Origin of the sequence: Nonomuraea dietziae (assembly GCF_014195505.1) — a bacterium.
GTDB lineage: Bacteria > Actinomycetota > Actinomycetes > Streptosporangiales > Streptosporangiaceae > Nonomuraea > Nonomuraea roseola.
The window spans coordinates 2,687,769-2,709,039 of record NZ_JACIBV010000001.1; the positions used below are offsets into that span (position 1 = coordinate 2,687,769).

The window sequence follows — 21,271 nt, forward strand, 5'->3', positions numbered from 1 at the left end:
GCCGACGGTCAGCGGCTCCGCCGACGCTCGGGACATGACCATCACACAGATCGCCGGCGGCGAGAACGACTTCCAGCTCGTGCGGCACCTCAGCGTCGGCGGCAGCCAGTTCGACATCGGCAGGGCCATGGCCGAGGAGATGCGCGACCGGTTCGGCTGGGCGCCGCGGCCGGCCGACAGAACCGTCACCAGGGCGCGCATGGCCTGGTTCGAGCGCCACTGGCCGCAGCATCTCGAACGGCTCGACGGGGTGGCGGCGACCTTCGACCTCGACCCCGACCGCGACGACCTCTGCCTCGACGGGCTGTCGGTGCTGCCCTTCGGTTCGGGCTGCTCGGCGCTGTGGTGCCCGCCGTCCGCCTCGACCGACGGGCACGGCAGGATCGCCCGCAACTACGACTTCTTCACCGCGACCAGCAGCGAGATCATGGGCGGCGCGCCCCTGCCCGGCGAGTTGCCCATGGCCTCCCGCCCCTATGTGATCACCACGACCCCCGAGGACGGCCTCGCCTCGACCGTCATCACGATGAACGACCTCGACGGGGCCATGGACGGCGTCAACGAGGCGGGCCTCGCCGTCGTGCTGCTGATCGCGGACGTCGGCGCCGCGGCGCCCCCGTCGTCGTTCGAGCCGCAGGTGGGCCTGAGCTCGGTCCAGCTGCCCAGGTTCGTCCTCGACACCTGCGAGAACGTGGAGCAGGCCAAGCAGGCGCTGCTGCTGGCCAAGCACTATGACCACGGGACGCCGCTGCACTACCTGATCGCCGACGCCTCGGGCAAGGCGTTCGTCTGGGAGAGCGAGCACATCGTCGAGGCGGGGGACGCGCCGCTGTGCGTGACCAACCATCCACTGCGCCGCCATCCCGACCCGATGGCGCTGCCCGCCGACGACGAGACCACCATGGACACCTTCGGCAGGCAGCGGACGCTGTTCGAGCGGGCCAAGGACGCGCCGCTGTCGCCCTCGCGCCTGTCGGGCGCGCTCGGCGAGGTAGCGGCGGGGGCCGACAGGATGTGGCGGACCACGTGGACGACCGTGCTCGACACCCACGAGCGCACGATGACAGCCCGCTTCTACCTGGGCGACACCCCTGAGGGCGGCACCCGGTTCACCGGTGAGCTGCGCTTGGAGACCAGGCCCGACTCGTAGGCGAGCACGACCAGCTGGGCGCGGTCCCGCGCGCCCAGCTTCACCATCGCCCTGCTGACGTGGGTCTTGGCGGTGAACGGGCTGATCACCATGCGCGCGGCGATCTCGTCGTTGGACATCCCGCGTCCCACCAGCGCCAGCACCTCTCGCTCGCGGTTGGTGAGCGGGGAGAGGTCGGCCACCTCGGCCGCGGGCGCCTGGAGCACGAACTCGTCCATCAGCCTGCGCGTGATCGTCGGGGACAGCAGCGCGTCGCCCCTGGCCGCGACCCTGATCCCGGACAGCAGGTCGGCAGGCTCGGTGTCCTTCAGCAGGAAGCCGGCCGCGCCCGCGCGCAGGGCGTCGAGGACGTACTCGTCGACGCCGAAGTTCGTCAGCATCACCACGTGCACGCCCGTCAGGCGCTCGTCGGCGACGATGCGCCTGGTGGCCTCGATGCCGTCCATGACGGGCATCTGGATGTCCAGGAGGGCGACGTCGGGCCGGTGCCGTACGGCCAGCTCGACCGCCTGGCTCCCGTCGGCGGCCTCGCCGACCACCTCCAGGTCGTCCTCGGCCTCCAGCAGCGCCCTGAAGCCGCCTCTGATCAGCGCCTGGTCGTCGGCGAGCAGCACCCGGATCACGAGCGGACCACCGGCAGCTCGGCCCTGACGGTGAAGCCGCCCTCGGGGCGGGCCTCGGCGCGCAGCCTGCCGCCGAGCGCCGCGACGCGCTCGCGCATGCCGGTCAGCCCGATGCCCGGCTGGTGTTCCTCGTCCGGTACGGCGGCGCCGTCGTCGTCGATCTGCACGATCACCTCTCCCGGCAGGTAGCCGATGCGGACCGAGGCGGAGGCGGGGCCCGCGTGCCTGCTGACGTTGGTCAGCGCCTCCTGGACGATGCGGTAGGCGGCCCTGTCCACCTCGGCGGGCACCGGCCTGGGCGAGCCGCTCACCTCGACCTTCGCGGGAAGTCCCGCCGCGCGCGCCCTGTTCACCAGCTCGGGCACCTGCTCCAGGCCGCTGCCCTCGTCCGAGCGCAGCACCTCGAGCGTGGCGCGCAGCTCCCGCATCGCGTCGGCCCCTGCCTCCTGGATGGCGATCAGCGAGGCCGGCACCTCCTCGCCGCGCTTGCGCGCCAGGTGGGCGGCCACGCCGGCCTGCACCTTGATGATGGAGATGCTGTGCGTGAGTGAGTCGTGCAGCTCCCGGGCGATGCGCAGCCGCTCCTCGCCCGCCCTGCGCAGCGCGGTCTCCTCGCGGGTCCGCTCGGCCTCGGCGGCGCGCTGCTCGACCTGCTCCAGGTAGGCGCTCCACGCGCGGGTGGCCTCGCCGATGACCGCGGCCGCGACGAGCCAGCCGACGACCAGCACCCTGCTCTCGATCGCCGACCTGGGCGAGAGTCCCGCGGCGGCGTCGTGCCCGAAGGCGAACATGCCGGCCAGGAAGAGCACGACTCCCGCCAGCGCGGCGGGGTGCTTGCCCTGCCTGACGGTGGTGTAGACGGCGATGAGCACCGGGAAGGTCGCCACGGCGCCCGGCTGCATGCGCACGGTGTAGGCGAGCATGCAGGCGACGGTCACGGCCAGCACGACGACGGGGAAGCGCCGTCTGAGGGCGAGCACCAGCGTGCCGCCGAGCAGCAGCGCGTAGTCGAGCGGGGCCAGTCCAGGGGAGAGCAGGATCTCCGTTCCGACCTGCCCCGCCGCCACGACGGCGGCCAGCAGCAGATCCCGATCAAACCTCATACCCGCACGATAGACGGATATATGTGCACAGACGTCATACACAGGGAGTACTTCCGCTGAGCGACGACAGCGCAGGGGGCAGAGGCCCACTGTGGGTCCATGACTCGATTCGTCACCCCCGTGGGCAAGAACGTCCGCACCGGCCTGGCAGGGCAGGTCTACGCGCAGGTGAAGGCCGAGTTCGGCTTCGTGGGCGAGCTGTTCGCGGCCCTGTCCCCCGCCCCCGAGGTGCTGGCCGCCACGTGGGCGCTGCTGAGGGAGTCGCTGCTGGCGGGCCCCTCGCGCAGGACGGACAAGGAGGTCGTCGCGCTGTGTGTCTCCGTAGCCAACAGGTGCCCGTTCTGCGTCGACGCGCACGCCGTCTTCCTGCACGCCATGGGTGAGCACGCGCTCGGCGAGGCGATCGCGCGTGGCGAACGGCCCGCTGGGCCGCGCCACGCCCTGCTGCTGGACTGGGCACGGCGGGAGCGCGCCGCCGACCTGCCCGTCGATCAGGTGGGAACCGCGCTGGCCTGCCACTTCGTCAACAGGATGGTCTCCGCGCTGGTGGGCGAGAACCTGCTTCCCGGCGGGATGGACTCCTCCCCCTTCGTCCGGCGGGCGGCGGGCAGGGCGATGTCGCGCACCGTGAGGCGGCGCCGCGTGCCAGGCCTGTCCCTCACCCTGATCCCCCTGGGCTGTGCGCCGTCGTGGGCCGAGGGCTCGCCCGTCGGCCCGGCCTACGCCGCCCTGCGCGCCGCCGCCACGGGCGAGGCGCTGAGCAGGACGGCGAGGCAGGTCGTCCGCGCGGCCGTCGGCGAGCACGAGGCCGGGCATCCGCCGCTGGGGAACGGGTGGCTCGAAGGAGCTCTGGCGGCCCTGCCCGAGCGGGAGCGGCCCGCGACCAGGCTGGCGCTGCTGGCGGCGCTGGCGCCGTACCGGATCACCGAGAGGGAGGTCGCGGCCTGGCCGGTGACCGACGCGGAGCTGGTGCGGCTGCTGGCCTTCGGCGCCTTCGCGGCCGTGGAGCACGTGGAGCGGGCGATCACCCCTTCGCGGCCAGGTACTGCTCCCGCACCTTCGAGCGCGACAGCTTCCCCGTAGGCGTGCGGGGCAGCTCGTCGCGGAACTCGATCACCTTGGGATGCTTGAACCTGGCCAGCCGCGGCTCGAGGTGGGCCAGCAGGTCCTGCGCGGTGACCTGCGCGTGCGGCTGCACCAGCGCCACCACGTTGTGTCCCCACTCCTGGTCGGGCACGCCGATGACGGCGACGTCGGCCACGGAGGGGTGCTCGAGGAGGGCGGCCTCGATCTCGGCCGGGTAGATGTTGACCCCGCCGGAGATGATCAGGTCGGTGCGCCTGTCGCACAGGAACAGGAAGCCGTCCTTGTCGAGGAAGCCGATGTCGCCAGGGGCGTACCACTCGCCGCGCATGCTGGAGGCGGTCTTGACCGGGTCCTTGCGGTACTCGAAGGTGCCGAGACCCGACTTGACGTAGATCATGCCGGGCTCGCCCGGCGGCAGCTCCATGCCGTTCTCGTCGAGGATCTTGGCCTCGAAGGTGGGGGCGGGCCTGCCGACCGTGCCCGGCCTGGCCAGCCAGTCGTGCGGCTTGACGGAGAAGGCGATGGTCGACTCGGTGGAGCCGTAGTACTCGTAGAGCACCGGCCCCCACCAGTCCATGATCGCCTGCTTGACCGCGACGGGACAGGCGGCGGCGGTGTGGACCACCTGCCTGATCGACGACAGGTCGTAGCGCTTCCTGACCTCGGGGGGAAGCAGCAGCATCCGGTGGAACATCGTGGGCACCATCATCGCGTTGGTGACCCTGTACTTCTCGATCAGGGCGAGGATCGGCTCGGGCTCGAAGCGCGGCGCGATCACCAGCGTGTGGCCCAGGTGCAGCGCGAACTGCGTGTGGGCGCACGGCGCCGAGTGGTACATCGGCGAGGTGACCAGGTGCACGCCGGGCCCGGGGCGCAGGTCGCACACCTCGCCGAGGAACCAGACGTAGAGCGGCACGATGGCCTCGGGCTCGGCGCCCGGCAGCGGGCGCTGCACGCCCTTGGGGAAGCCGGTGGTGCCGGAGGTGTACCACATGACCGCGCCGGCGGTGCGGCCGTCGGGCGCGGTGTCCTGCTGTCCTTCGGCGAGCGCGGCCACGTCCTCGGGCCCTGTGACGACCACTCTGGCGTCGCAGTCGCCGACGATGTAGTCGATCTCGGGCTGGGTGAGGTGCCAGTTGACCGGCACGTAGTAGAGGCCGAGCTGGCCGGTGGCCATGAGCATGACGACCTGCTCGACGCCGTTGCGCAGCACCCCCGCCACCACGTCGCCCTGGGCCAGGCCCCTGGCGCGCAGCCCGTGGGAGACCTGGTTGACGCGGGCGAGCAGCTCTCCGTAGGTGGTCGCGGGCTCGGCCACGGCCAGACGGCCGGGGTCGGACCGTGCTATCTCGTAGAACCCGTTCATCACAGCTCCAGCAGGTCGGCCAGCCGCTCTCGGTGGGTACGGGGCGGGCCGAGCAGCACCTCGTCGGCCTTGGCCCGCTTGTAGTACAGATGCGCGTCGTGCTCCCAGGTGAAACCGATGCCGCCGTGCAGCAGCAGGTGGTCGCGGGCCACCTCGAAGCAGGCCCTGCCCACGTAGGCCTGGGCCAGGGCGGCGGCCTCCGGCAGCTCGCCCGGCGACTCGTCGGCGGCCCACGCGGCGTACCTGACGATGGACTCGGCCTGTTCGAGCTTGCAGTGCATGTCGGCCAGCTTGTGCTTGACGCCCTGGTAGGAGCCGATGTAGCGGCCGAAGGCGACGCGGATCTTGGCGTAGCCGACGATGGCCTCGAGGCTCGCCCGCATGACGCCCAGCTGCTCGGCGGCCAGGGCGACGGAGAACAGGTTCCACGCCCGCTCCAGGGCGATGCCGTCGGGCGGCGAGCCGAGCACCCTGCCGCGCGCCCCCTCGAGCACGACCTCGGCCTGGCTCCTGGTCAGGTCGAGCGTGGTCAGCGGGGTGCGGGTCACGCCCTCGCCTGCCAGGTCGATCGCCACCAGCGCGACGCCGTCGTGACGGGTGACGGGGGCGAGCAGGACGTCGGCCTCCCCGGCGTTGACGACCTGGGCCAGCCTGCCGTCGACCAGTGCCTCGCCGTCGCGGGAGGCGGTGACGAGGTCGCTCCCGCCGGGCAGCGGGGCGACCGTGGCCGTCAGCCGGCCCTCGGCGACGGCGGTGAGCAGCTCCTTGTCGGGCACCTGGGTCAGGGCGATCGCGGCCAGCGCGTTGGCCAGGAAGGGGCCGGGCAGCAGCGCGGCGCCGGTCTCCTCCAGGACGACCGCGAGCTCGGTGAGGCCCGCGCCCGCTCCGCCGTACTCCTCGGGGATGATCAGGCCGGACAGGCCGAGCTCCCCGTTGAGGCGCGCGTAGACCTCGGGCCTGTGTCCTTCGCGCGGCGAGAGGCCGGCGAGGAACGATCTGACGGTGGCGCGCAGCTCCTGCTGGTCCTGGCCGAGTACGAGCTTCACTGCTGCGTCCCCACCTTCAGGTCCTTGAACGGCACGGTCTTGTCCACCCTCGGCTCGGGCGGCAGGTTGAGCACGCGCTCGCCGATGATGTTGCGCATGATCTCGTTGGTGCCGCCGCCGAGGGCCATGGCGGGGGCCAGCGAGATCGCGTGGGAGAGCTCCTCGTCGACCACCGACTCGGGGCCGACGAGGCTGGTGGCCAGGTCGGCGGTGTAGAGGGTCAGCTCGGCCAGCAGCAGCTTGGCCGCGCTCCCCCTCGCGCCGGGGAAGAGGCCCGCTCTGGTCTCCTGGGACAGGCGCTGGTTGAACAGCGACAGCGCGCGGGAGCGGATGTGCAGCTCGACGAGCTGGTCGCGGACGAGCGGGTCACCGGTGTCGACGGCCTCGCGCAGCCTGGCCAGCCAGTCGGCGCCGCCGCCCATCCCGACACCCGCCGAGATCGACAGCCGCTCGTGCAGCAGCGTCGTCACCGCGACGCCCCAGCCGTCGTTGACCTCGCCGACGCGGTGCTTGTCGGGGATCGTCACGTCGTCGAAGAAGATCTCGTTGAAGTGGGAGCGTCCTGTCATGTCCTTGAGCGGCCTGACCGTGACGCCCGGGTGGTGCATGTCGACGACGAACATCGTCAGGCCCTTGTGCTTGGGCACGTCGACGTCGGTCCTGGTGAGCAGCAGCCCCCAGTCGGCGTGCTGGGCGACGGAGGTCCAGACCTTCTGCCCGTTGACCACCCAGCCGTCGCCGTCGCGCACGGCGCGCGTCTGCAGGCTGGCCACGTCGCTGCCCGCGCCCGGCTCGGAGAACAGCTGGCACCAGACCTCCTCGCCACGCAGCAGCGGCCGGAGGAACCGCTCGCGCTGGGCGTCGGTGCCCCTGTCGAGCAGCGTGGGACCGCACATCCCGAGGCCGATCGAGAAGATGTAGGTGGGAAGGGCGTAGTCGCGGGCCTCGGCGGCGAAGGCGCGCTCCTCTGCCTGGGTCAGGCCCTGCCCGCCCCACCTCTTCGGCCAGGTGATGCCGGAGTACCCGGCGTCGTAGAGCCTGGCCATGAACTCTCTCGCGTCATCGGTCCGATCCGCGTTGGCGGCCAGCCAGACCCTGGCCGCGCTCCGATACTCGTCAAGGTTCACATGGTCTCCTCGGTATCAGTGCTCACTTACTCTAATCAGTCGCCCGGCCCCCGCATAGAGCAGAGATTTGTCCGGATTTATTGATGAATCTCCGTTAATTAGAGTCGTGGCCACCTAGTGTGATCCTCTGATTACCGGGGGGAGAGGCTTGATCGCACGCTACGCGGGGTCTGTGCGGGGGCGGCTGGCGCTGATGGCGACAGCCGGCGTCACCCTGCTCTGCCTCGCCGTCGGCGCGATGGTCCTGTACGGCGTGCACGGCGCGGCCGTCGACTACAGGACCAACGAGATCGTCAGCGCCGCGCTCCGCGTGGTCCACCTGATCAAACGGGGCGACCTGCCCGAGATCGTGATCACGGACGCCGAGGGCGTCCAGGTGCTCAACACCGGCGGCGAGGTGGTCGCGGCCTCGGCGAACCTCGAAGGGCGGCCGAGGCTGCTCTCCCTCATCCCCGACCCCGACAACGCCAGCCGTACCCAGACGGTGTGCGGGGTGCCCGAGTTCGACCACGAGTGCGAGATCGTGGCCGTCTTCAGGGTCTACGAGCAGGACGGCGACTGGATGGTGTACGCCTACGACGACACCGTCCCCTGGTACGTCCACCCGCTCATGCTGGCCTTCCTGACCGGGATGACGCTGGTGCTCGCCGGGCTCACCTGGTTCGGGACCTCCCGTACGGTCGCGAGGACGCTCGCGCCCGTCGAGGCGATCAGGGCGAAGCTGGACGAGATCACCGCGACGGACCTCGGGCAGCGGGTGCCCGTGCCGTCCAACCCCGACGAGCTCCACGCGCTGGCCAAGACCGCCAACAGGACGCTCGACCGGCTGGAGGCGGCGGTCGAGCAGCAGCGCAGGTTCGCCTCCGACGCCTCCCACGACCTGCGCAGCCCCATCACCGCGATGCGGACCCAGGTGGAGGAGGCCATGCTGCACCCGCGCGAGGCCGACTGGGAACAGACCGGTCGGGCGCTGCTGTCCAGCCTCGACCGCCTCCAGGCGATCGTGACGGACCTGCTCACGCTGGCCAGGCTCGACGCCGGCGCGCCGCAGGCCTGCAGCAGGGTCGACCTGTCGGAGCTGGTCCGCGCCGAGCTGGCCGAGCATCCGCGCAGCAAGAAGGTCAAGACCGACCTATCCCCCGCCGTCGTGGACGGCGACAGGCTGCGGCTGGCCAGGCTGCTCACGAACCTGCTCGACAACGCCGAACGGCACGCCGACTCGCTGGTGAGCGTCACCGTCTTGAGGGAGGGCGGCGAGGCGGTCCTCGAGGTGCTCGACGACGGCGCGGGCATCGCGCCTGGCCAGCGGGAGTTCGTCTTCCGCAGGTTCGCCAGGCTCGACGCCTCGCGCAACCGCGACGCGGGAGGCACCGGCCTCGGCCTGCCGATCGCCCGCGAGATCGCCCGCCACCACGGCGGCACGCTGACGATCGCCGACTCCGACTCGGGTGCGCGATTCGTGCTGCGACTGCCGGCGAAGGACGGGTGACAGATGCTGACCACGTGGTCGGTCCGGCGCAGGCTGACGTTGCTGGCCGGGCTCACCGCCCTGGCGGGCTGTCTGGTCGCCGCGGTGGTGATCACCATGCTCGCGCACCTGGTGCTGACCGACTACCGCCTCGAGCAGGCCGCGGCGGCCGGGCGCAGGACCACCTTCAACGTGGAGAGTTACGCCCCCTCTCTGTCGCCGGTGGTTCCCACCGAGGAGGTCGAGCTGATCCAGGTGACCGACCAGCGGGGCAGGATCAGGCAGGCGAGCGCCCGCCTGCTGAACAAGCCGCCGCTGACCCGCGTCACGCCGACGGGTGACGACGGCAGAGTCGACACCGTCATCTGCACCGACCAGGTGCCAGGCGAGCACTGCCTGATCACCGTGGCCCACAGGGTCAGGGTGGAGGGGGCCTACTGGACGGTCTACTCCTACGTCCCCGTCGTCCCCTGGTACGTCCATCCGCTCTACCTCCTGGGCGTGGCGCTGGTCGTCATGCTGATGACCGGGCTGGCGGCGGGGGGCGCCTCGATGACCGTGCGCAGAGCCCTGGCGCCGGTGCGGACGATCAAGGAGGAGCTCGCCGAGATCACCGCGACCGACCTGGGCCGCAGGGTGCCCCCCTCGCGCCACCGCGACGAGATCTCCGACCTGGCCGACACGATCAACCAGACCCTCGACGGGCTGGAGGCGGCGGTCGAGCAGCAGCGCAGGTTCGCCTCCGACGCCTCCCACGACCTGCGCAGCCCCATCACCGCCATGCGGACCCAGGTGGAGGAGGCCAGGCTGCATCCCGAGGAGGCCAACTGGGACCACACCAGCAAGGCGCTGCTGGGCAGCATCGACAGGCTGCAGGCGATCGTCGGCGACCTGCTCACGCTCTCCAGGCTCGACTCGGGGGCGCCAGGCGCGAAGGAGCCCGTCGACCTGGGCGAGCTGGTGGGAGAGGAGCTGGACCGGCGGCCGAGGGGCAAGGAGATCGTCCGCGATCTGCGGCCTGGCGTCGTGGTGACCGGCGACAGGCTCAGGCTGGCCAGGCTGCTGACCAACCTGCTCGACAACGCCGAACGGCACGCCGAGTCGCGGGTGACGGTCACGGTGGGCCAGCGGGGCGAGCAGGCGCTGCTCGAGGTGCAGGACGACGGCGCGGGGATCGCGCCCGACCAGCGGGAGATCGTCTTCCACCGCTTCACCAGGCTCGACGCCTCGCGCAACCGCGACGCGGGAGGCACCGGCCTCGGTCTGCCGATCGCCCGCGAGATCGCTCAGGCGCACGGCGGCACGCTGACCATCGAGGACTCGCCCTCAGGCGCCCGCTTTGTCCTACATCTCCCTCTGCGCAACGGTTACCACGGGTAATACAGTTTCCCCCTGTGACACGTGGTTTCGGCCGTTTGCGGCGAGAAGACTTACTGAAGACGGCCTGCGAGGTCATCGCGGCCCAGGGATTCGGGCACACCAGGACCCTCGACATCGCCAGGGCGGCGGGGGTCAGCCAGGCGCTGTTGTTCTACCACTTCGAGACCAAGGACCAGTTGTTCGCACAGGCCCTGGTCTACGCCGCCCGGCGCGATCTGGACTCACTGGCCAAGCTGGACCGCGCGGGCGGCACCCCTGTCGAGCGCCTGCGCCACCTTCTCAGGCTCTACTCCCCCACCGGCTCGGCCAGGACGTGGCGGATGTGGATCGACGCGTGGGCGGAGTCGATGCGCAGCGCCGACCTCGAGGAGACCTCGCGCAGGCTCGATCTGAGATGGAAGGAGTCGTTGCGGGCGATCGTGGACGAGGGGGTGGCCTCCGGAGCGTTCGCCTGCGCCGATCCCGACGCGGCGACCTGGCGGATCCTCTCCCTGGTGGACGGCCTGGCCGTCCAGGTGAGCGTGCATCGCAGGGTGCTGTCGCGCCACAGGGTGGCCGAGCTCATCCGGACGGCGACGGCCGCCGAGTTGGGCATCCGCGAGGAGGACCTTTCGTAGCTATTGGATTCTACGTACAATTGCGCTCATGACAGCTGCACCGAGCTCTACCGCCGCCAGGGAACGCGACGAGTCGGTCGCGGAGAGGCGAGCCTACGAGTCCGTCATCGAACGCCTGTCCAAGGCGTCGGTCGACAAGCACTGGGAGCCGTACGTGGACATCCCCTGGGATGACCCCGACTTCCTCATCGATCCCGCCGATCCGCGCTGGGAGCTGCCGCCGGTCGACAAGCTCGGCCGGCACCCCTGGTACCGGAGCCGCTCACCCGAGACCAGGGCGCGGATCGGCCTGTGGCGGGTGGCGACCGCCATGAAGATCGGGCTGCAGTTCGAGAACCTGCTCAAGCGCGGCCTGCTCAACTATGCCTACCGGCTGCCGAACGGGTCGCCCGAATTCCGCTACGTCTACCATGAGACGATCGAAGAGGGACATCACGGGATGATGTTCCAAGAATTCGTGAACCGGACGAAACTCCCGATCCGTGGCATGCCGGGGCCGCTGTCGCTCCTCGCCCAGGTCGCGCCGTGGATCCCGCTGATCTCCACCGAGCTGTTCTTCGTCTTCGTGCTCGGCGGGGAGGACCCGATCGACCACGTGCAGCGGAAGGTGCTCAAGGACGGCTACAAGCACCACCCGCTCGAAGAGGCCATCATGCGCATCCACATCGCCGAGGAGGCCAGGCACATCTCCTTCGCGCGCCACTACCTGCGTCGCAGGGTGCCCAGGATGCCGCGCTACCGGCGCCTGGCGCTCGGGGTGATCTCGCCGGTCATCCTCGGCCTCATGGCCAGGATCATGCTCGCTCCCCCTGGGCCGATGATCCGCGCCTTCAAGATCCCGCCGCAGGTGGTGAAGGAGGTCTACACCGGCAGCGAGGAGTTCAGGGCAGAGCTGCGCGACTCGGTCGGCAAGACCCGCGATCTGTGCTCCGAGCTGGGCCTGGTCAACCCGGTCACCAGGAGGATATGGAAGGCCATGGGCATCTGGGCGGAGCCGCGCGCGTGAGATCACCGAAGACCGCGTTTGTCACGGGGGGCGCCTCGGGCATCGGCAGGGCGCTGGCCACGGCGCTGGCCGCCAAGGGCGTGGCCGTCACCGTCGCCGACCTGGTCGCCCCCGACCTGCGCGGGATGGAGCACGTCGAGCTCGACGTCACCTCCGCCGAAGCCGTCGCCTCCGCCGTACGCGCGGTCAGGCAGCGCCACGGCAGGCTCGACTTCGTCTTCAACAACGCGGGCATCGCGGTCGGCGGCCACGCCGAGGAGCTGACCCTCGACCACTGGAACCGCGCCATCGACGTCAACCTGCGCGGCGTCGTGCACGGCGTGCACGCGGCCTACCCGATCATGATCGAGCAGGGCTACGGGCACATCGTCAACACCGCCTCGATGGCCGGCCTGGTGCCCGCTCCGCTGATGCTGCCCTACACGGCCAGCAAGCACGCCGTCGTCGGGCTGTCCATGGCCCTGCGCGCGGAGGCGGCGGCGCACGGGGTGAGGGTCAGCGTGGTCTGCCCGGGATTCATCGACACGCCGCTGCTGGACAACGCCAATCCCGGCCTGCCGTACACCGAGACGGGGGCGCAGGCCCGCGACGCGGCGGTCATGGCGCAGGGGCGGCTGTATCCGGTGGAGTCGCTGGCGGCCGACATCCTGCGCGGCGTCGCCCGCAACCGGGCACTCATCGTGGCGCCGGCGTCGGCACGGCTGGCCTGGCGCGCCGCCCGCCTCTCGCCCTCGGGCGCCATCCGGGCCGCCGCTCTCGCCATCCGGCGCGTTTCACCTCCCCCAAAACGGACATAAGTCGCATATCGGGGGGTGATTGTGTGAGTTCCAAGTCACGGCAGACCCGCGAGCAGCACGCCTCGCGCGGCGGCACCGAGACCCGTCAGTCATCGACGCCCAAGCCTTCCAAGGCCACGCACGAGTCGGGGGCCGCGACAGAACGGACGACGGGAGGCGGCGCGCAGTCCAAGCGGCTGGCCAAGTCGCAGCTCCCCCTGCGACGCGGGCAGCGATCGAGCTAGCGGGTGAAACCCGGATGCCGGTCCCGCCTGCTCCCGGGCGGGACCGGTACACGGTGACGCCCTTCGCCGGTGTCTAACGCCTCGCCCTGCCCAGGACGTGGGCCATGGGCGGGATGCCGCTCTGCGGAGCGAAGGCGAACCTGTCGGCCTCCTCCACCGCGAACCCCGCCCGCCTGATGACCGCGAGGGTGTCGCGGTTGGGATGGCAACCGCCCGCCATCACCTTCCACGCCGGCGTGATGAGATCCTGGAGCAGGCCGTACACCCTGTTGGCCGAGCGGACGTGCTCGTAGAAGCGCAGCTGCCCGCCTGGTCTGAGGACGCGCGCCAGCGCGGCCAGCGCCCTGGAGGGCGAGGGGACGCTGCACAGCACGAGGGAGCACACGGCGGCGTCGAAGGGCCCCTCGGGCAGCGCCTCGGAGTGGCCCGCCACGACGGTGACCGGCACGGGCGCGGCCGCCGCCGCCCGCGTGGCGTGGGCGCGCAGGGTGTCGTCGGGCTCGACCGCCACCACCTCGGTGACCGCCTGCGGGTAGTGCGCGAAGTTGCGGCCGTTGCCCGCGCCGACCTCGATCACCCGCCCCGACAGGCCGGCCACGAGGCGGGCGCGGTGCGCGGCGCCGCCCCGCTCGTCGGCGATCCTCGAGGCGTCGACGTAGATCCGTGCCAGTCGTGGATGCTGGAAGTCGGACACCTCCTCACGCTACCCGCCCTTCCCTGGCGACGCGGGCGTCACGACGTGCCTCGCAGGTTGGTTCGCAGGAGGTCCAGGAGGGGTTCGCGGCGCGCGCAGGCCTCCAGCGCGAAGGAGTCGGCCAGCGCGCGCAGCCCGTCGTCGTCGAGCCCGCCGAACAGCGCCGCGTATTCGGGCAGCAGCGCCTGGGCCAGCAGGATGTGCCTGATCAGGTCGTCGGTGGTGTAGCGGGCGCCCCACGGATAGGGACGCCATCCGGCGAACTCCCTCTCGACCAGCCGGTGCAGCGGGGCCAGCTCGTCGGCCGACTCCTCCATCGTCGAGCCCCAGCGGTCCGCGCCGAGCCTGCGCTTCTTGTCCATGAAGGCGCCGAACCGCTCGCCGTACGGCCCCGACGCGCACACCAGCCCCTGCAGGCCGACGTCCTTGTAGGTCCACAGCGACCAGCCCGCCCCGTGCGCGTCGTAGATCTCCAGCTGGTCGCGCAGGATCTGGTAGCGCTGCTCGTCCACGACGGGGTCGCCGGTGTAGACGGGTCCGAACTCGCCCACCCACAGCGGCGTGCCCGTCTGCCGCTGGAAGGTCGTCCGCCTGTCGAAGGCCCGCTCCAGCTGCTCGCGGTCGCACCACTCGCCTCTGGTCATGCCCGGGTAGGGGCCGCCGTGCGCGAACCCGGCCAGGGCGTAGTCGTGACAGACGAAGACGGTGTTCTCGTAGACCTCCCTGAAGACGGAGAAGTCGGTGGAGTAGGTGTTGCCGTCGAGGAACAGCACGTGCCCGGGGTCGGCCGCGCGCACCGCCTTGACCAGCCGGTCGTAGAACGGCCCGATCACCTTGCCGGACGGGTCGCCCGGCTCGTTGACGGGGTTGTACCCGGCCACCCACGGATGGTCCTTGTACCGGTCGGCGATCGTCTCCCAGAGGTTGACCACCCTGTCCTGGAAGTGCCTGTGCTGCCAGAAGGCGGCCAGGTGCGTGGGGTTGTCGGAGTGCCAGTGCTGGTTCTGCGAGCCTGGCAGCGCGTGCAGGTCGATCACGCTGTAGACGCCGTGCTCGCCGAGCAGGTCGATCACGCGGTCGAGGTGGCGGAAGCCGTGCTCGATGATCTCGAAGGGGCGGCTGTCGGACTCGAGGTGGTGGTAGTTGACGGGGATGCGCACGCAGTTCATGCCGAGCTCGGCCAGCAGCGCGGCGTCGCCGGGGCCGAAGAAGGCGGTGAGCAGCCTGTCGAAGAACAGCTCGGCGCGCTCCTCCCCGAGCACCCCCGTGACGGCCTCGCGCATCGCCGACTCGTTGGCCGGATAGCCGGTGATGAAGTTCTCCATGTTCATCCAGCCCCCGAGCCCCACGCCGCGCAGCCGTACGGGAGCGCCGTCGGCGGTGAGGAGGCGCTCTCCTGACACGTGCAGAGTCACTCTCTATCCCTTCGTTGCGCCGGCGGTGAGACCGCTGACCAGGTGCCGTTCGGCGACCGCGTAGAAGGCCAGGGCGGGAACCATGGCCAGGACGATGTAGGCGAGGATGCGGGCGGTGTCGGAGGCGTACTGGCCCTGGAACTGCTGCACGCCGAGCGGGATGGTCCACCACTGCTGGTCGGTGAAGACGACCAGCGGCAGCATGAAGTTGTTCCAGCTGCCGACGATGGCCAGCACCGACACCGTGGCGAGGGCGGGCCTGGCCATCGGCAGCAGGATCCGCCAGAAGAAGCCGAAGGGGCCGCAGCCGTCGATGGTGGCCGCCTCCTCGACCTCGTTGGGGATCGTGCGGAAGAAGGCGCGCAGGATGATGATCGTCATGGGCAGGCCGAAGGCGGCCTGCGCGAGGATCACGCCGAGCGGGTTGTCCAGCAGCCCGAAGGTACGCAGCAGCACGAACAGCGGCAGGATCGCCACCGCGAAGGGGAACATCAACCCGACCGCGAAGAGGGTGAAGATCGCCTCGCGGCCCCTGAAGGCGAAGCGGGCCAGCACGAAGGAGGCCAGCGCGGAGACGCCCACCACCAGCAGCGTGGTGGCCAGCGCGATGAACACGCTGTTGCCCAGCTGCCGCCAGAACTCGGGCGCGGCGAGGACCTCGGTGTAGTTGCCCGTACGCCAGGGGTCGGGCAGGCCGAACGGGTTGGTCGACAGCTGGGCGGTGTCCTTGAACCCGCCGACGACCGCGTAGATCAGCGGCACCGCGACGAACGCGCCGAGCAGCGCGGCGACCAGGTGCAGCGGCAGGTGCTTGAGCTTGGTCGTCATCGGTTGACCGTCGCTCCTTCCAGGTCGCGGCGGAGCACGAAGCGCTGGTACCACAGCGCGAAGACGAGGCTGAGCACGAACATGACGACGCTGATCGCGCTGGCGTAGCCGATCTGGAGCCGCTTGAAGCCGAACTCCATCATCGTGACGGCCATGGTCTCCGAGGCGTGGCTGGGGCCGCCGCCCGTGATGATCCAGACCAGGTCGAACAGCTGGACGGTGCCGATGACCGACAGGAACACGCTGATCCTGATCGTCGGGCCGAGCAGCGGCAGCGTGACGTGCCTGAAGACCTGCCAGGGGGTGCCGCCGTCGATCTGCGCGGCCTCGGTCAGCTCCTTCGGGATGCTCTGCCGTCCGGCCAGGTAGAGCAGGGTGTGGAAGCCGAAGTACTTCCACGTCATGACCAGGAACAGGGCGGGCATCACGGTGGAGGTGTCGGCGAACCAGGTGGAGGAGAGCCCGAAGGCGCCGAGGATCGCGTTGGCCAGGCCCCTCTCGTCCGGCGCCAGGATCATCGAGAACAGCACCGCGGTGACGGCCTCCGACAGCACGTACGGCGCGAAGAACAGCAGCCGGTAGCCCGCCCTGCCCCTGAGGCGCTGGTTGAGCAGCAGCGCGATGCCCAGTGACAGCGGCAGTTGCACCGCCAGCGAGGCGAGCACGAGGAAGCCCATGTTGCGCAGGTCGCCCGCGAAGACCTCGCTGGCGAACAGCCGCAGGTAGTTGTCCAGGCCGACGAAGTCCTGGGGCAGGCCGCCCATGCCGTTCCACTTGAAGAAGCCGGCGTAGAAGGCGAGCAGGATCGGGGCCAGCACCAGCAGCGCGAACAGCACCACGGCGGGCAGCAGGAACAGCGCGATGGTCAGCCCGCGCCTGGCGCGGGGCGGCCGCTGGGCCGCCACGCGCAGGGCGGGCAGGACGCCCGGAGCGGTCTTGACCACGCTCACTCCGACTTGGCCGTCTCGGTGATCGACTTGACGACCTCCTCAGGCGTCTTTCCGCCCACGATGAGCTGGGCGACGCTGTCGTTCACCTCCTGGCCGACGGCGGGCGGGTAGGCCTGGTCGAGGTAGAGCTGGAAGCCGCTGGCGCCGGTCAGGTTCTCCACCACCAGCTTGAGCGCCGGGTTGGTGACCGCGTCCTCGGTGCCCTTGATGACGGGGAGCGCGAAGGCGTTGGTGATCGCCTCGCGGTGCCTGGCGGGGTCGGAGATGAACTTCAGGAACTCCACCGCCTCGGCGGGGGCGTCGGCGCCGACCGCGAACCCCTGGCCGCCGCCGAACGCGTCGGTGATCGCGCCCTTGCCGCCCTCGACGGCGGGGAAGGGGAAGAAGCCGAGGTCCTCGCCGAGGCCCTTGCCCGAGCTCTTCTGCACGTCAGGAGCCCACTGGCCCATCAGCTCCATCGCGGCCTTGCCGTTGGAGACGGCGGCCGCCTGGCCGCTGGGGGTGGAGTAGCTCGCGTTCTGGAAGCCGGTCTGGAAGGGTTGCAGGTCGGCCAGCGCCTTCAGGTGCGTGCCCGCCGCCACGAAGTCGGGCCCCGTGAAGTCCTTGGTCTCGGCGGCCTGCTTGAGCGCGTCGAGCCCGGCCACGCGCATCGCGAGATAGGCCCAGTAGTAGTGGCCAGGCCACTTCTCCTTGCCCGCCAGCGCGATCGGGGTGACGCCCGCCGCCTTGAGCTTCTTCACCGCGTCGAGGTAGGCGCTCCAGGTGGCGGGCGGCTCGCTCACGCCCGCCTTGGCGAAGAGCTTCTTGTTGTACCAGAAGCCGACCATCCCGATGTCGGTCGGGATGGCGTAGGCCTTGCCGTCGATCTGGTAGGCGGCCATGGCGGCGGTGCTGAAGGTCGGCAGGATCGGTGCGGCGTCGGCGGTGAGGTCCTTGACCAGCCCGGCTTCGGCCTGCTGCCGGAGCACGCCGCCGCCCCAGGTGGTGAAGACGCTGGGCGCCTTGCCTGAGGCGGTCTGGGTGGCCATCTTCGACTTGAAGGACTCGTTCTCCAGCACCGTGATCTTGACGGTGACGTTGGGGTGCGCGGCCTCGAAGTCCTTGGCCCACTTGGCGTAGATGCCCTTGCCGGGGTCGCTGGTCAGGATGTGCCACCACTCGAGGGTGACCTTCTCCTTCGCCGCCGGCTGCTGTGACCCGGCGGGCTGCTGCGTGTCGGCCGCGCCACCACAACCGGCCAGGAGCAGCGACGCCGCCGCTGCTGCCACCACATGACGTCTCACAGGGGTTCCCTTCTTTGAAAGTTTCGAGTACCCCCCGAATGTTTCGCGCTCGTAGCGTAGGTATGGAGGTAGTTGACCGTCAATAGGCGAGGATCGTCGCCGAAAGTTTCGGTTACACTCCCGGACATGCCAGTGAAGAGGCGGGTGACGATCGCCCTGATAGCCGAGGAGGCAGGGGTTTCGATCCCCACGGTGTCCAAGGTGATCAACGGCAGGCCCGAGGTGGCCGCCGAGACCAGGCGCAGGGTCGAGCGGCTGCTGCACAAGCACGGTTACCAGCGCAGGGTCAGCCAGGACGAGGGCCGCGCGGGCCTGGTCGACCTGGTCTTCGCCGAGATCGAGAGCCCATGGGCGATGGAGATCGTGCGCGGCGCGGAGTCGGCCGCGCACGAGGCGGGCGCCAGCGTCGTCATCTCGGTGCTGCACACCCACGCCGGCCCCGGGCCCGACTGGATGGAGCGGCTGGCCGGCCGCCGTACCGACGGGGTCGTCATCGTCGCCTCGCGCCTGTCGACGGGGGTGCAGGCCCAGTTGAGCGCCCGCTCCCTGCCGTTCGTCGTGGTCGACCCCGAGGGCGAGCCCGCGCCGGGGGTGGCCTCCGTCGGCGCGACGAACTGGAACGGCGGGCTGGCCGCCACGCGCCACCTGCTGGAGCTCGGCCACCGGCGCATCGGCATGATCAGCGGGCCCGCCGACATGCTGTGCAGCCAGGCCAGGATCGACGGCTACAGGGCCGCGCTCGAGACCGCGGGCGTGCCGTCAGCGCCCGAGCTGATCAGGCGCGGCACCTTCCTCGTCGACTCCGGGCACGACCAGGGGCACGCGCTGCTGTCGCTGGAGCAGCCGCCCACCGCCATCTTCGCCGGCAGCGACCTGCAGGCCTTCGGCGTCTTCGAGGCGGCCAGGCAGCGGGGCCTGCGGGTGCCTGAGGACCTGTCGGTGGTGGGCTTCGACGACCTGCCGCTGTCGAGGTCGGCCTGGCCCCCGCTCACGACGGTGCGGCAGCCGCTGCAGGAGATGGCCGCGCTGGCGACCAGGACGGTGCTGTCGATGGGGCGGGGCGAGCAGCCCGAGACCCGGCGGGTGGAGCTGGCCACCGAGCTGGTGGTGCGCGAGAGCACCGCCCCGCCCCGCGCCTCCTGACCTCTGGTTCCGGGCGCGTTCAGGCCGGGGCCTTGAACATCCCCTTCCTCCGGCCTAGGGTCGGGAAAGCGCTTGCCTAACGGAGGGATCCCCCCAGAAATGATCCGTGTCGCCATTGTCGGCAGTGGAGGAATCGCCGGAGCCTGTCACATCCCCGCCCTGCGCGGAGAGTCCCGCAGGGCGCGGATCGTCGCCGCCGTGGACGTGGACGAGGACAGGGCCAAGGCGTTCGCCGCCGAGCACGACATCCCCGCCGCCTACACCTCCCTCACCGACATGCTCGACAAGGAGCGGCCCGACCTCGTCCACATCTGCACGCCGCCCTTCACGCACACCGCCCAGGTGGTGGAGTGCCTGGAGGCGGGGGCGTGGGTGTGGTGCGAGAAGCCGTTGTGCCTGTCGCTGGCCGAGTTCGACGCCATCGCCGCGGCGGAGGGGGCGGCGGGGCCGTACTCCTCCGTGGTCTTCCAGCACCGCTTCGGGTCGGGCGCCCACCACCTGCGCTCGCTGATGGCCGAGGGCGTTCTCGGGCGCCCGCTGGTCGCGCTGTGCGAGACCACCTGGTACCGCCCGCCGGCCTACTACGAGGTGCCGTGGCGTGGCACGTGGGCCAGCGAGGGCGGCGGCCCCACGATGGGCCACGGCATCCACCAGATGGACATGATGCTCTCCATCCTCGGCGAGTGGGAGGAGATCAGGGCGATGGCGGGGCGGCTCGACCGCGACGTGGAGACCGAGGACGTCTCCATGGCCATGGTCCGCTTCTCCAGCGGCGCGATGGCCAGCGTGGTCAACAGCGTGCTGTCGCCGCGCGAGCAGAGCTACCTACGCTTCGACTTCGCCCAGGCGACGGTGGAGCTGCGGCACCTGTACGGCTACGCCAACGCCGACTGGAGCTCGACCTCGCAGGCCTGGAACCCGCCCCAGGACGTGCCGAGCTCGCACGCCGCACAGCTCGGCGAGCTGCTCGACGCCTTCGAGCGCGGCGAGCGCCCCCCTGTCAGCGGCGTCGAGGCCCGCAGGACCATGGAGCTGGTGACGGGCCTGTACGCCTCGGCGCTGACCGGCGCTCCCGTCCTGCGCGCCGAGCTGACCCCCGGCAGTCCCTTCTACCACCGGCTGAACGGAGGACTCTCGCTGTGAAGGACACAGGAAGCGAGCTGGTCGAGACCTTCGACGGCGTCGAGGTCATGCGCTACGTCTACCGTCCCGACATGCCGCTCTTCGAGTCGCCCAAACCGTACTTCCACCCGCTGCGCACGCTCGACGGCGACGTCGTGACCGGCTACCGGCCGCACGACCACCGCTGGCACAAGGGCCTGCAGATGACGGCCTCGTGGCTGTCGGGACAGAACTTCTGGGGCGGCGGCAGCTACGTCCACGCCGAGGGCGGCTACGTGGAGCTGCCGAACAACGGCTCCATGCGTCACGAGGAGTGGCTGGAGCCCGGCGTCGAGCGGCTGACGTGGTGGACGCAGGCGGGCGAGCACTGGGTGGACGAGCGGCGCACGATCGCCACCTCGTCGGGCGAGGACTTCTGGACGCTGGAGTTCGCCACCGAGCTGACCAACGTGCGCGGCGAGGACCTGCTGTTCGGCAGCCCGACCACCAACGGCAGGCCGATGGCCGGCTACACCGGCCTGTTCTGGCGCGGCCCCCGCGCCTTCACCGGCGGCCGGGTGCTGGCCTCCGGCGGCCAGGGCGGCGAGGAGATGATGGGCAGGACCGCCTCGTGGCTGGCCTTCGTCGGCAGGCACGACGAGGTGGACAGGGACTCCACGCTGGTCTTCGTCTCCGAGCCCGGCCAGAGGTGGTTCGTGCGCTCCGAGCCGTTCGCCGCGGTCAACCCGTCGATCGCCTTCTCCGAAGAGGTGCGCCTGGCGGCCGGCGAGACGCTGTCGCTCAGCTACCGCGTCGTCATCGGCAACGGCGCGTGGTCCAGGGAGCGTCTCGACACCCTGTGAC

Annotated in this window: 21 protein-coding genes; 11 read left to right on the plus strand and 10 right to left on the minus strand. The window is 70.7% G+C overall.

From position 1 onward, the window contains the following. Positions 1-34: 34 nt before the first annotated feature. The gene (locus FHR33_RS12940) at positions 35-1,150 is read left to right on the plus strand and encodes a C45 family autoproteolytic acyltransferase/hydrolase (protein WP_183646499.1); all 1,116 of its coding nucleotides are present in this window, start codon (positions 35-37) and stop codon (positions 1,148-1,150) included. On the opposite strand, the gene FHR33_RS12945 is transcribed toward FHR33_RS12940, so the two are convergent. Beyond that, positions 1,075-1,773, minus strand: coding sequence for a response regulator (locus tag FHR33_RS12945; RefSeq protein ID WP_183646502.1), 699 nt, complete (start codon positions 1,771-1,773; stop codon positions 1,075-1,077). The two genes, FHR33_RS12940 and FHR33_RS12945, sit on opposite strands and share 76 nt — an antisense overlap. Continuing rightward, entirely contained in the window at positions 1,770-2,876 is a 1,107-nt protein-coding gene (locus FHR33_RS12950) for a sensor histidine kinase (protein ID WP_183646505.1), read from the minus strand. The genes FHR33_RS12945 and FHR33_RS12950 overlap by 4 nt, the downstream gene beginning before the upstream one ends. Before the next feature lie 99 nt (positions 2,877-2,975). On the opposite strand from FHR33_RS12950, the gene FHR33_RS12955 reads away from it, so the two are divergent. Then, positions 2,976-3,959 carry a carboxymuconolactone decarboxylase family protein gene (locus tag FHR33_RS12955; RefSeq protein ID WP_183646508.1) on the plus strand — a complete coding sequence of 328 codons (984 nt, stop codon included), beginning with the start codon at positions 2,976-2,978 and terminating at the stop codon, positions 3,957-3,959. Here the strand turns inward: FHR33_RS12955 and FHR33_RS12960 are convergent. From FHR33_RS12960 to FHR33_RS12970, 3 genes are read right to left on the minus strand one after another with little or no spacing between them, the layout of a single operon-like run. Continuing rightward, positions 3,901-5,328 (minus strand): AMP-binding protein, encoded by a 1,428-nt coding sequence (locus FHR33_RS12960; RefSeq protein ID WP_183646511.1) that lies wholly within the window; start codon positions 5,326-5,328, stop codon positions 3,901-3,903. The two genes, FHR33_RS12955 and FHR33_RS12960, sit on opposite strands and share 59 nt — an antisense overlap. After that, on the minus strand, positions 5,328-6,374 hold the full coding sequence (locus FHR33_RS52570) for an acyl-CoA dehydrogenase family protein (RefSeq protein WP_183646514.1): 1,047 nt from the start codon (positions 6,372-6,374) through the stop codon (positions 5,328-5,330). Before FHR33_RS52570 ends, FHR33_RS12960 begins: the two co-directional genes overlap by 1 nt. Continuing rightward, entirely contained in the window at positions 6,371-7,501 is a 1,131-nt protein-coding gene (locus tag FHR33_RS12970) for an acyl-CoA dehydrogenase family protein (protein WP_183646518.1), read from the minus strand. Before FHR33_RS12970 ends, FHR33_RS52570 begins: the two co-directional genes overlap by 4 nt. Before the next feature lie 148 nt (positions 7,502-7,649). Between FHR33_RS12970 and FHR33_RS12975 the strand changes: the two genes are divergently transcribed. From FHR33_RS12975 to FHR33_RS13000, 6 genes are read left to right on the plus strand one after another with little or no spacing between them, the layout of a single operon-like run. Further along, the gene (locus FHR33_RS12975) at positions 7,650-8,990 is read left to right on the plus strand and encodes a sensor histidine kinase (RefSeq protein ID WP_246451808.1); all 1,341 of its coding nucleotides are present in this window, start codon (positions 7,650-7,652) and stop codon (positions 8,988-8,990) included. Positions 8,991-8,993: 3 nt separating this feature from the next. After that, positions 8,994-10,349 carry a sensor histidine kinase gene (locus FHR33_RS12980; RefSeq protein ID WP_183646520.1) on the plus strand — a complete coding sequence of 452 codons (1,356 nt, stop codon included), beginning with the start codon at positions 8,994-8,996 and terminating at the stop codon, positions 10,347-10,349. 14 nt (positions 10,350-10,363) lie between these two features. Continuing rightward, complete coding sequence (locus tag FHR33_RS12985; RefSeq protein WP_183646524.1) at positions 10,364-10,966, plus strand: TetR/AcrR family transcriptional regulator; 603 nt, start codon at positions 10,364-10,366, stop codon at positions 10,964-10,966. Between the two features lie 28 nt (positions 10,967-10,994). After that, a complete protein-coding gene (locus FHR33_RS12990) occupies positions 10,995-11,972 on the plus strand; it encodes an AurF N-oxygenase family protein (RefSeq protein WP_183646527.1) in 978 nt (325 codons plus the stop codon). After that, positions 11,969-12,769, plus strand: a complete 801-nt coding sequence (locus FHR33_RS12995) for an SDR family NAD(P)-dependent oxidoreductase (RefSeq protein WP_312895506.1) — start codon at positions 11,969-11,971, stop codon at positions 12,767-12,769. The genes FHR33_RS12990 and FHR33_RS12995 overlap by 4 nt, the downstream gene beginning before the upstream one ends. Before the next feature lie 23 nt (positions 12,770-12,792). Continuing rightward, positions 12,793-12,993 (plus strand): hypothetical protein, encoded by a 201-nt coding sequence (locus tag FHR33_RS13000; protein ID WP_183646532.1) that lies wholly within the window; start codon positions 12,793-12,795, stop codon positions 12,991-12,993. A 73-nt stretch (positions 12,994-13,066) separates the two neighbouring features. On the opposite strand, the gene FHR33_RS13005 is transcribed toward FHR33_RS13000, so the two are convergent. Genes FHR33_RS13005 through FHR33_RS13025 form a run of 5 tightly spaced genes read right to left on the minus strand, consistent with a single transcriptional unit; the run spans position 13,067 to position 18,163 of the window. Beyond that, entirely contained in the window at positions 13,067-13,687 is a 621-nt protein-coding gene (locus FHR33_RS13005) for a class I SAM-dependent methyltransferase (protein ID WP_183646535.1), read from the minus strand. 38 nt (positions 13,688-13,725) lie between these two features. Then, the gene (locus FHR33_RS13010) at positions 13,726-15,102 is read right to left on the minus strand and encodes a glycoside hydrolase family 5 protein (protein ID WP_183646539.1); all 1,377 of its coding nucleotides are present in this window, start codon (positions 15,100-15,102) and stop codon (positions 13,726-13,728) included. Positions 15,103-15,105: 3 nt separating this feature from the next. Continuing rightward, a complete protein-coding gene (locus FHR33_RS13015; RefSeq protein WP_183646542.1) occupies positions 15,106-15,930 on the minus strand; it encodes a carbohydrate ABC transporter permease in 825 nt (274 codons plus the stop codon). Next, positions 15,927-16,874: a carbohydrate ABC transporter permease gene (locus tag FHR33_RS13020; RefSeq protein ID WP_312895507.1), complete on the minus strand. Its 948-nt coding sequence runs from the start codon at positions 16,872-16,874 to the stop codon at positions 15,927-15,929. The genes FHR33_RS13015 and FHR33_RS13020 overlap by 4 nt, the downstream gene beginning before the upstream one ends. Before the next feature lie 2 nt (positions 16,875-16,876). After that, positions 16,877-18,163, minus strand: a complete 1,287-nt coding sequence (locus tag FHR33_RS13025) for an extracellular solute-binding protein (RefSeq protein WP_312895508.1) — start codon at positions 18,161-18,163, stop codon at positions 16,877-16,879. 126 nt (positions 18,164-18,289) lie between these two features. Between FHR33_RS13025 and FHR33_RS13030 the strand changes: the two genes are divergently transcribed. From FHR33_RS13030 to FHR33_RS13040, 3 genes are all read left to right on the plus strand, one after another. After that, positions 18,290-19,306, plus strand: coding sequence for a LacI family DNA-binding transcriptional regulator (locus FHR33_RS13030; RefSeq protein WP_183646546.1), 1,017 nt, complete (start codon positions 18,290-18,292; stop codon positions 19,304-19,306). A 99-nt stretch (positions 19,307-19,405) separates the two neighbouring features. Then, on the plus strand, positions 19,406-20,449 hold the full coding sequence (locus FHR33_RS13035) for a Gfo/Idh/MocA family protein (RefSeq protein ID WP_183646549.1): 1,044 nt from the start codon (positions 19,406-19,408) through the stop codon (positions 20,447-20,449). Then, a complete protein-coding gene (locus tag FHR33_RS13040) occupies positions 20,446-21,270 on the plus strand; it encodes a DUF6807 domain-containing protein (RefSeq protein WP_312895509.1) in 825 nt (274 codons plus the stop codon). The genes FHR33_RS13035 and FHR33_RS13040 overlap by 4 nt, the downstream gene beginning before the upstream one ends. Position 21,271 lies beyond the last annotated feature (1 nt).

Coding starts and splice junctions, on each gene's coding strand:
- FHR33_RS12940 (WP_183646499.1), top strand. CDS start 35: ATGACCATCACACAGATCGCCGGCGGCGAGAACGACTTCCAGCTCGTG.
- FHR33_RS12950 (WP_183646505.1), bottom strand. CDS start 2,876: ATGAGGTTTGATCGGGATCTGCTGCTGGCCGCCGTCGTGGCGGCGGGG.
- FHR33_RS12955 (WP_183646508.1), top strand. CDS start 2,976: ATGACTCGATTCGTCACCCCCGTGGGCAAGAACGTCCGCACCGGCCTG.
- FHR33_RS12960 (WP_183646511.1), bottom strand. CDS start 5,328: ATGAACGGGTTCTACGAGATAGCACGGTCCGACCCCGGCCGTCTGGCC.
- FHR33_RS12980 (WP_183646520.1), top strand. CDS start 8,994: ATGCTGACCACGTGGTCGGTCCGGCGCAGGCTGACGTTGCTGGCCGGG.
- FHR33_RS12990 (WP_183646527.1), top strand. CDS start 10,995: ATGACAGCTGCACCGAGCTCTACCGCCGCCAGGGAACGCGACGAGTCG.
- FHR33_RS13015 (WP_183646542.1), bottom strand. CDS start 15,930: ATGACGACCAAGCTCAAGCACCTGCCGCTGCACCTGGTCGCCGCGCTG.
- FHR33_RS13030 (WP_183646546.1), top strand. CDS start 18,290: ATGCCAGTGAAGAGGCGGGTGACGATCGCCCTGATAGCCGAGGAGGCA.
- FHR33_RS13035 (WP_183646549.1), top strand. CDS start 19,406: ATGATCCGTGTCGCCATTGTCGGCAGTGGAGGAATCGCCGGAGCCTGT.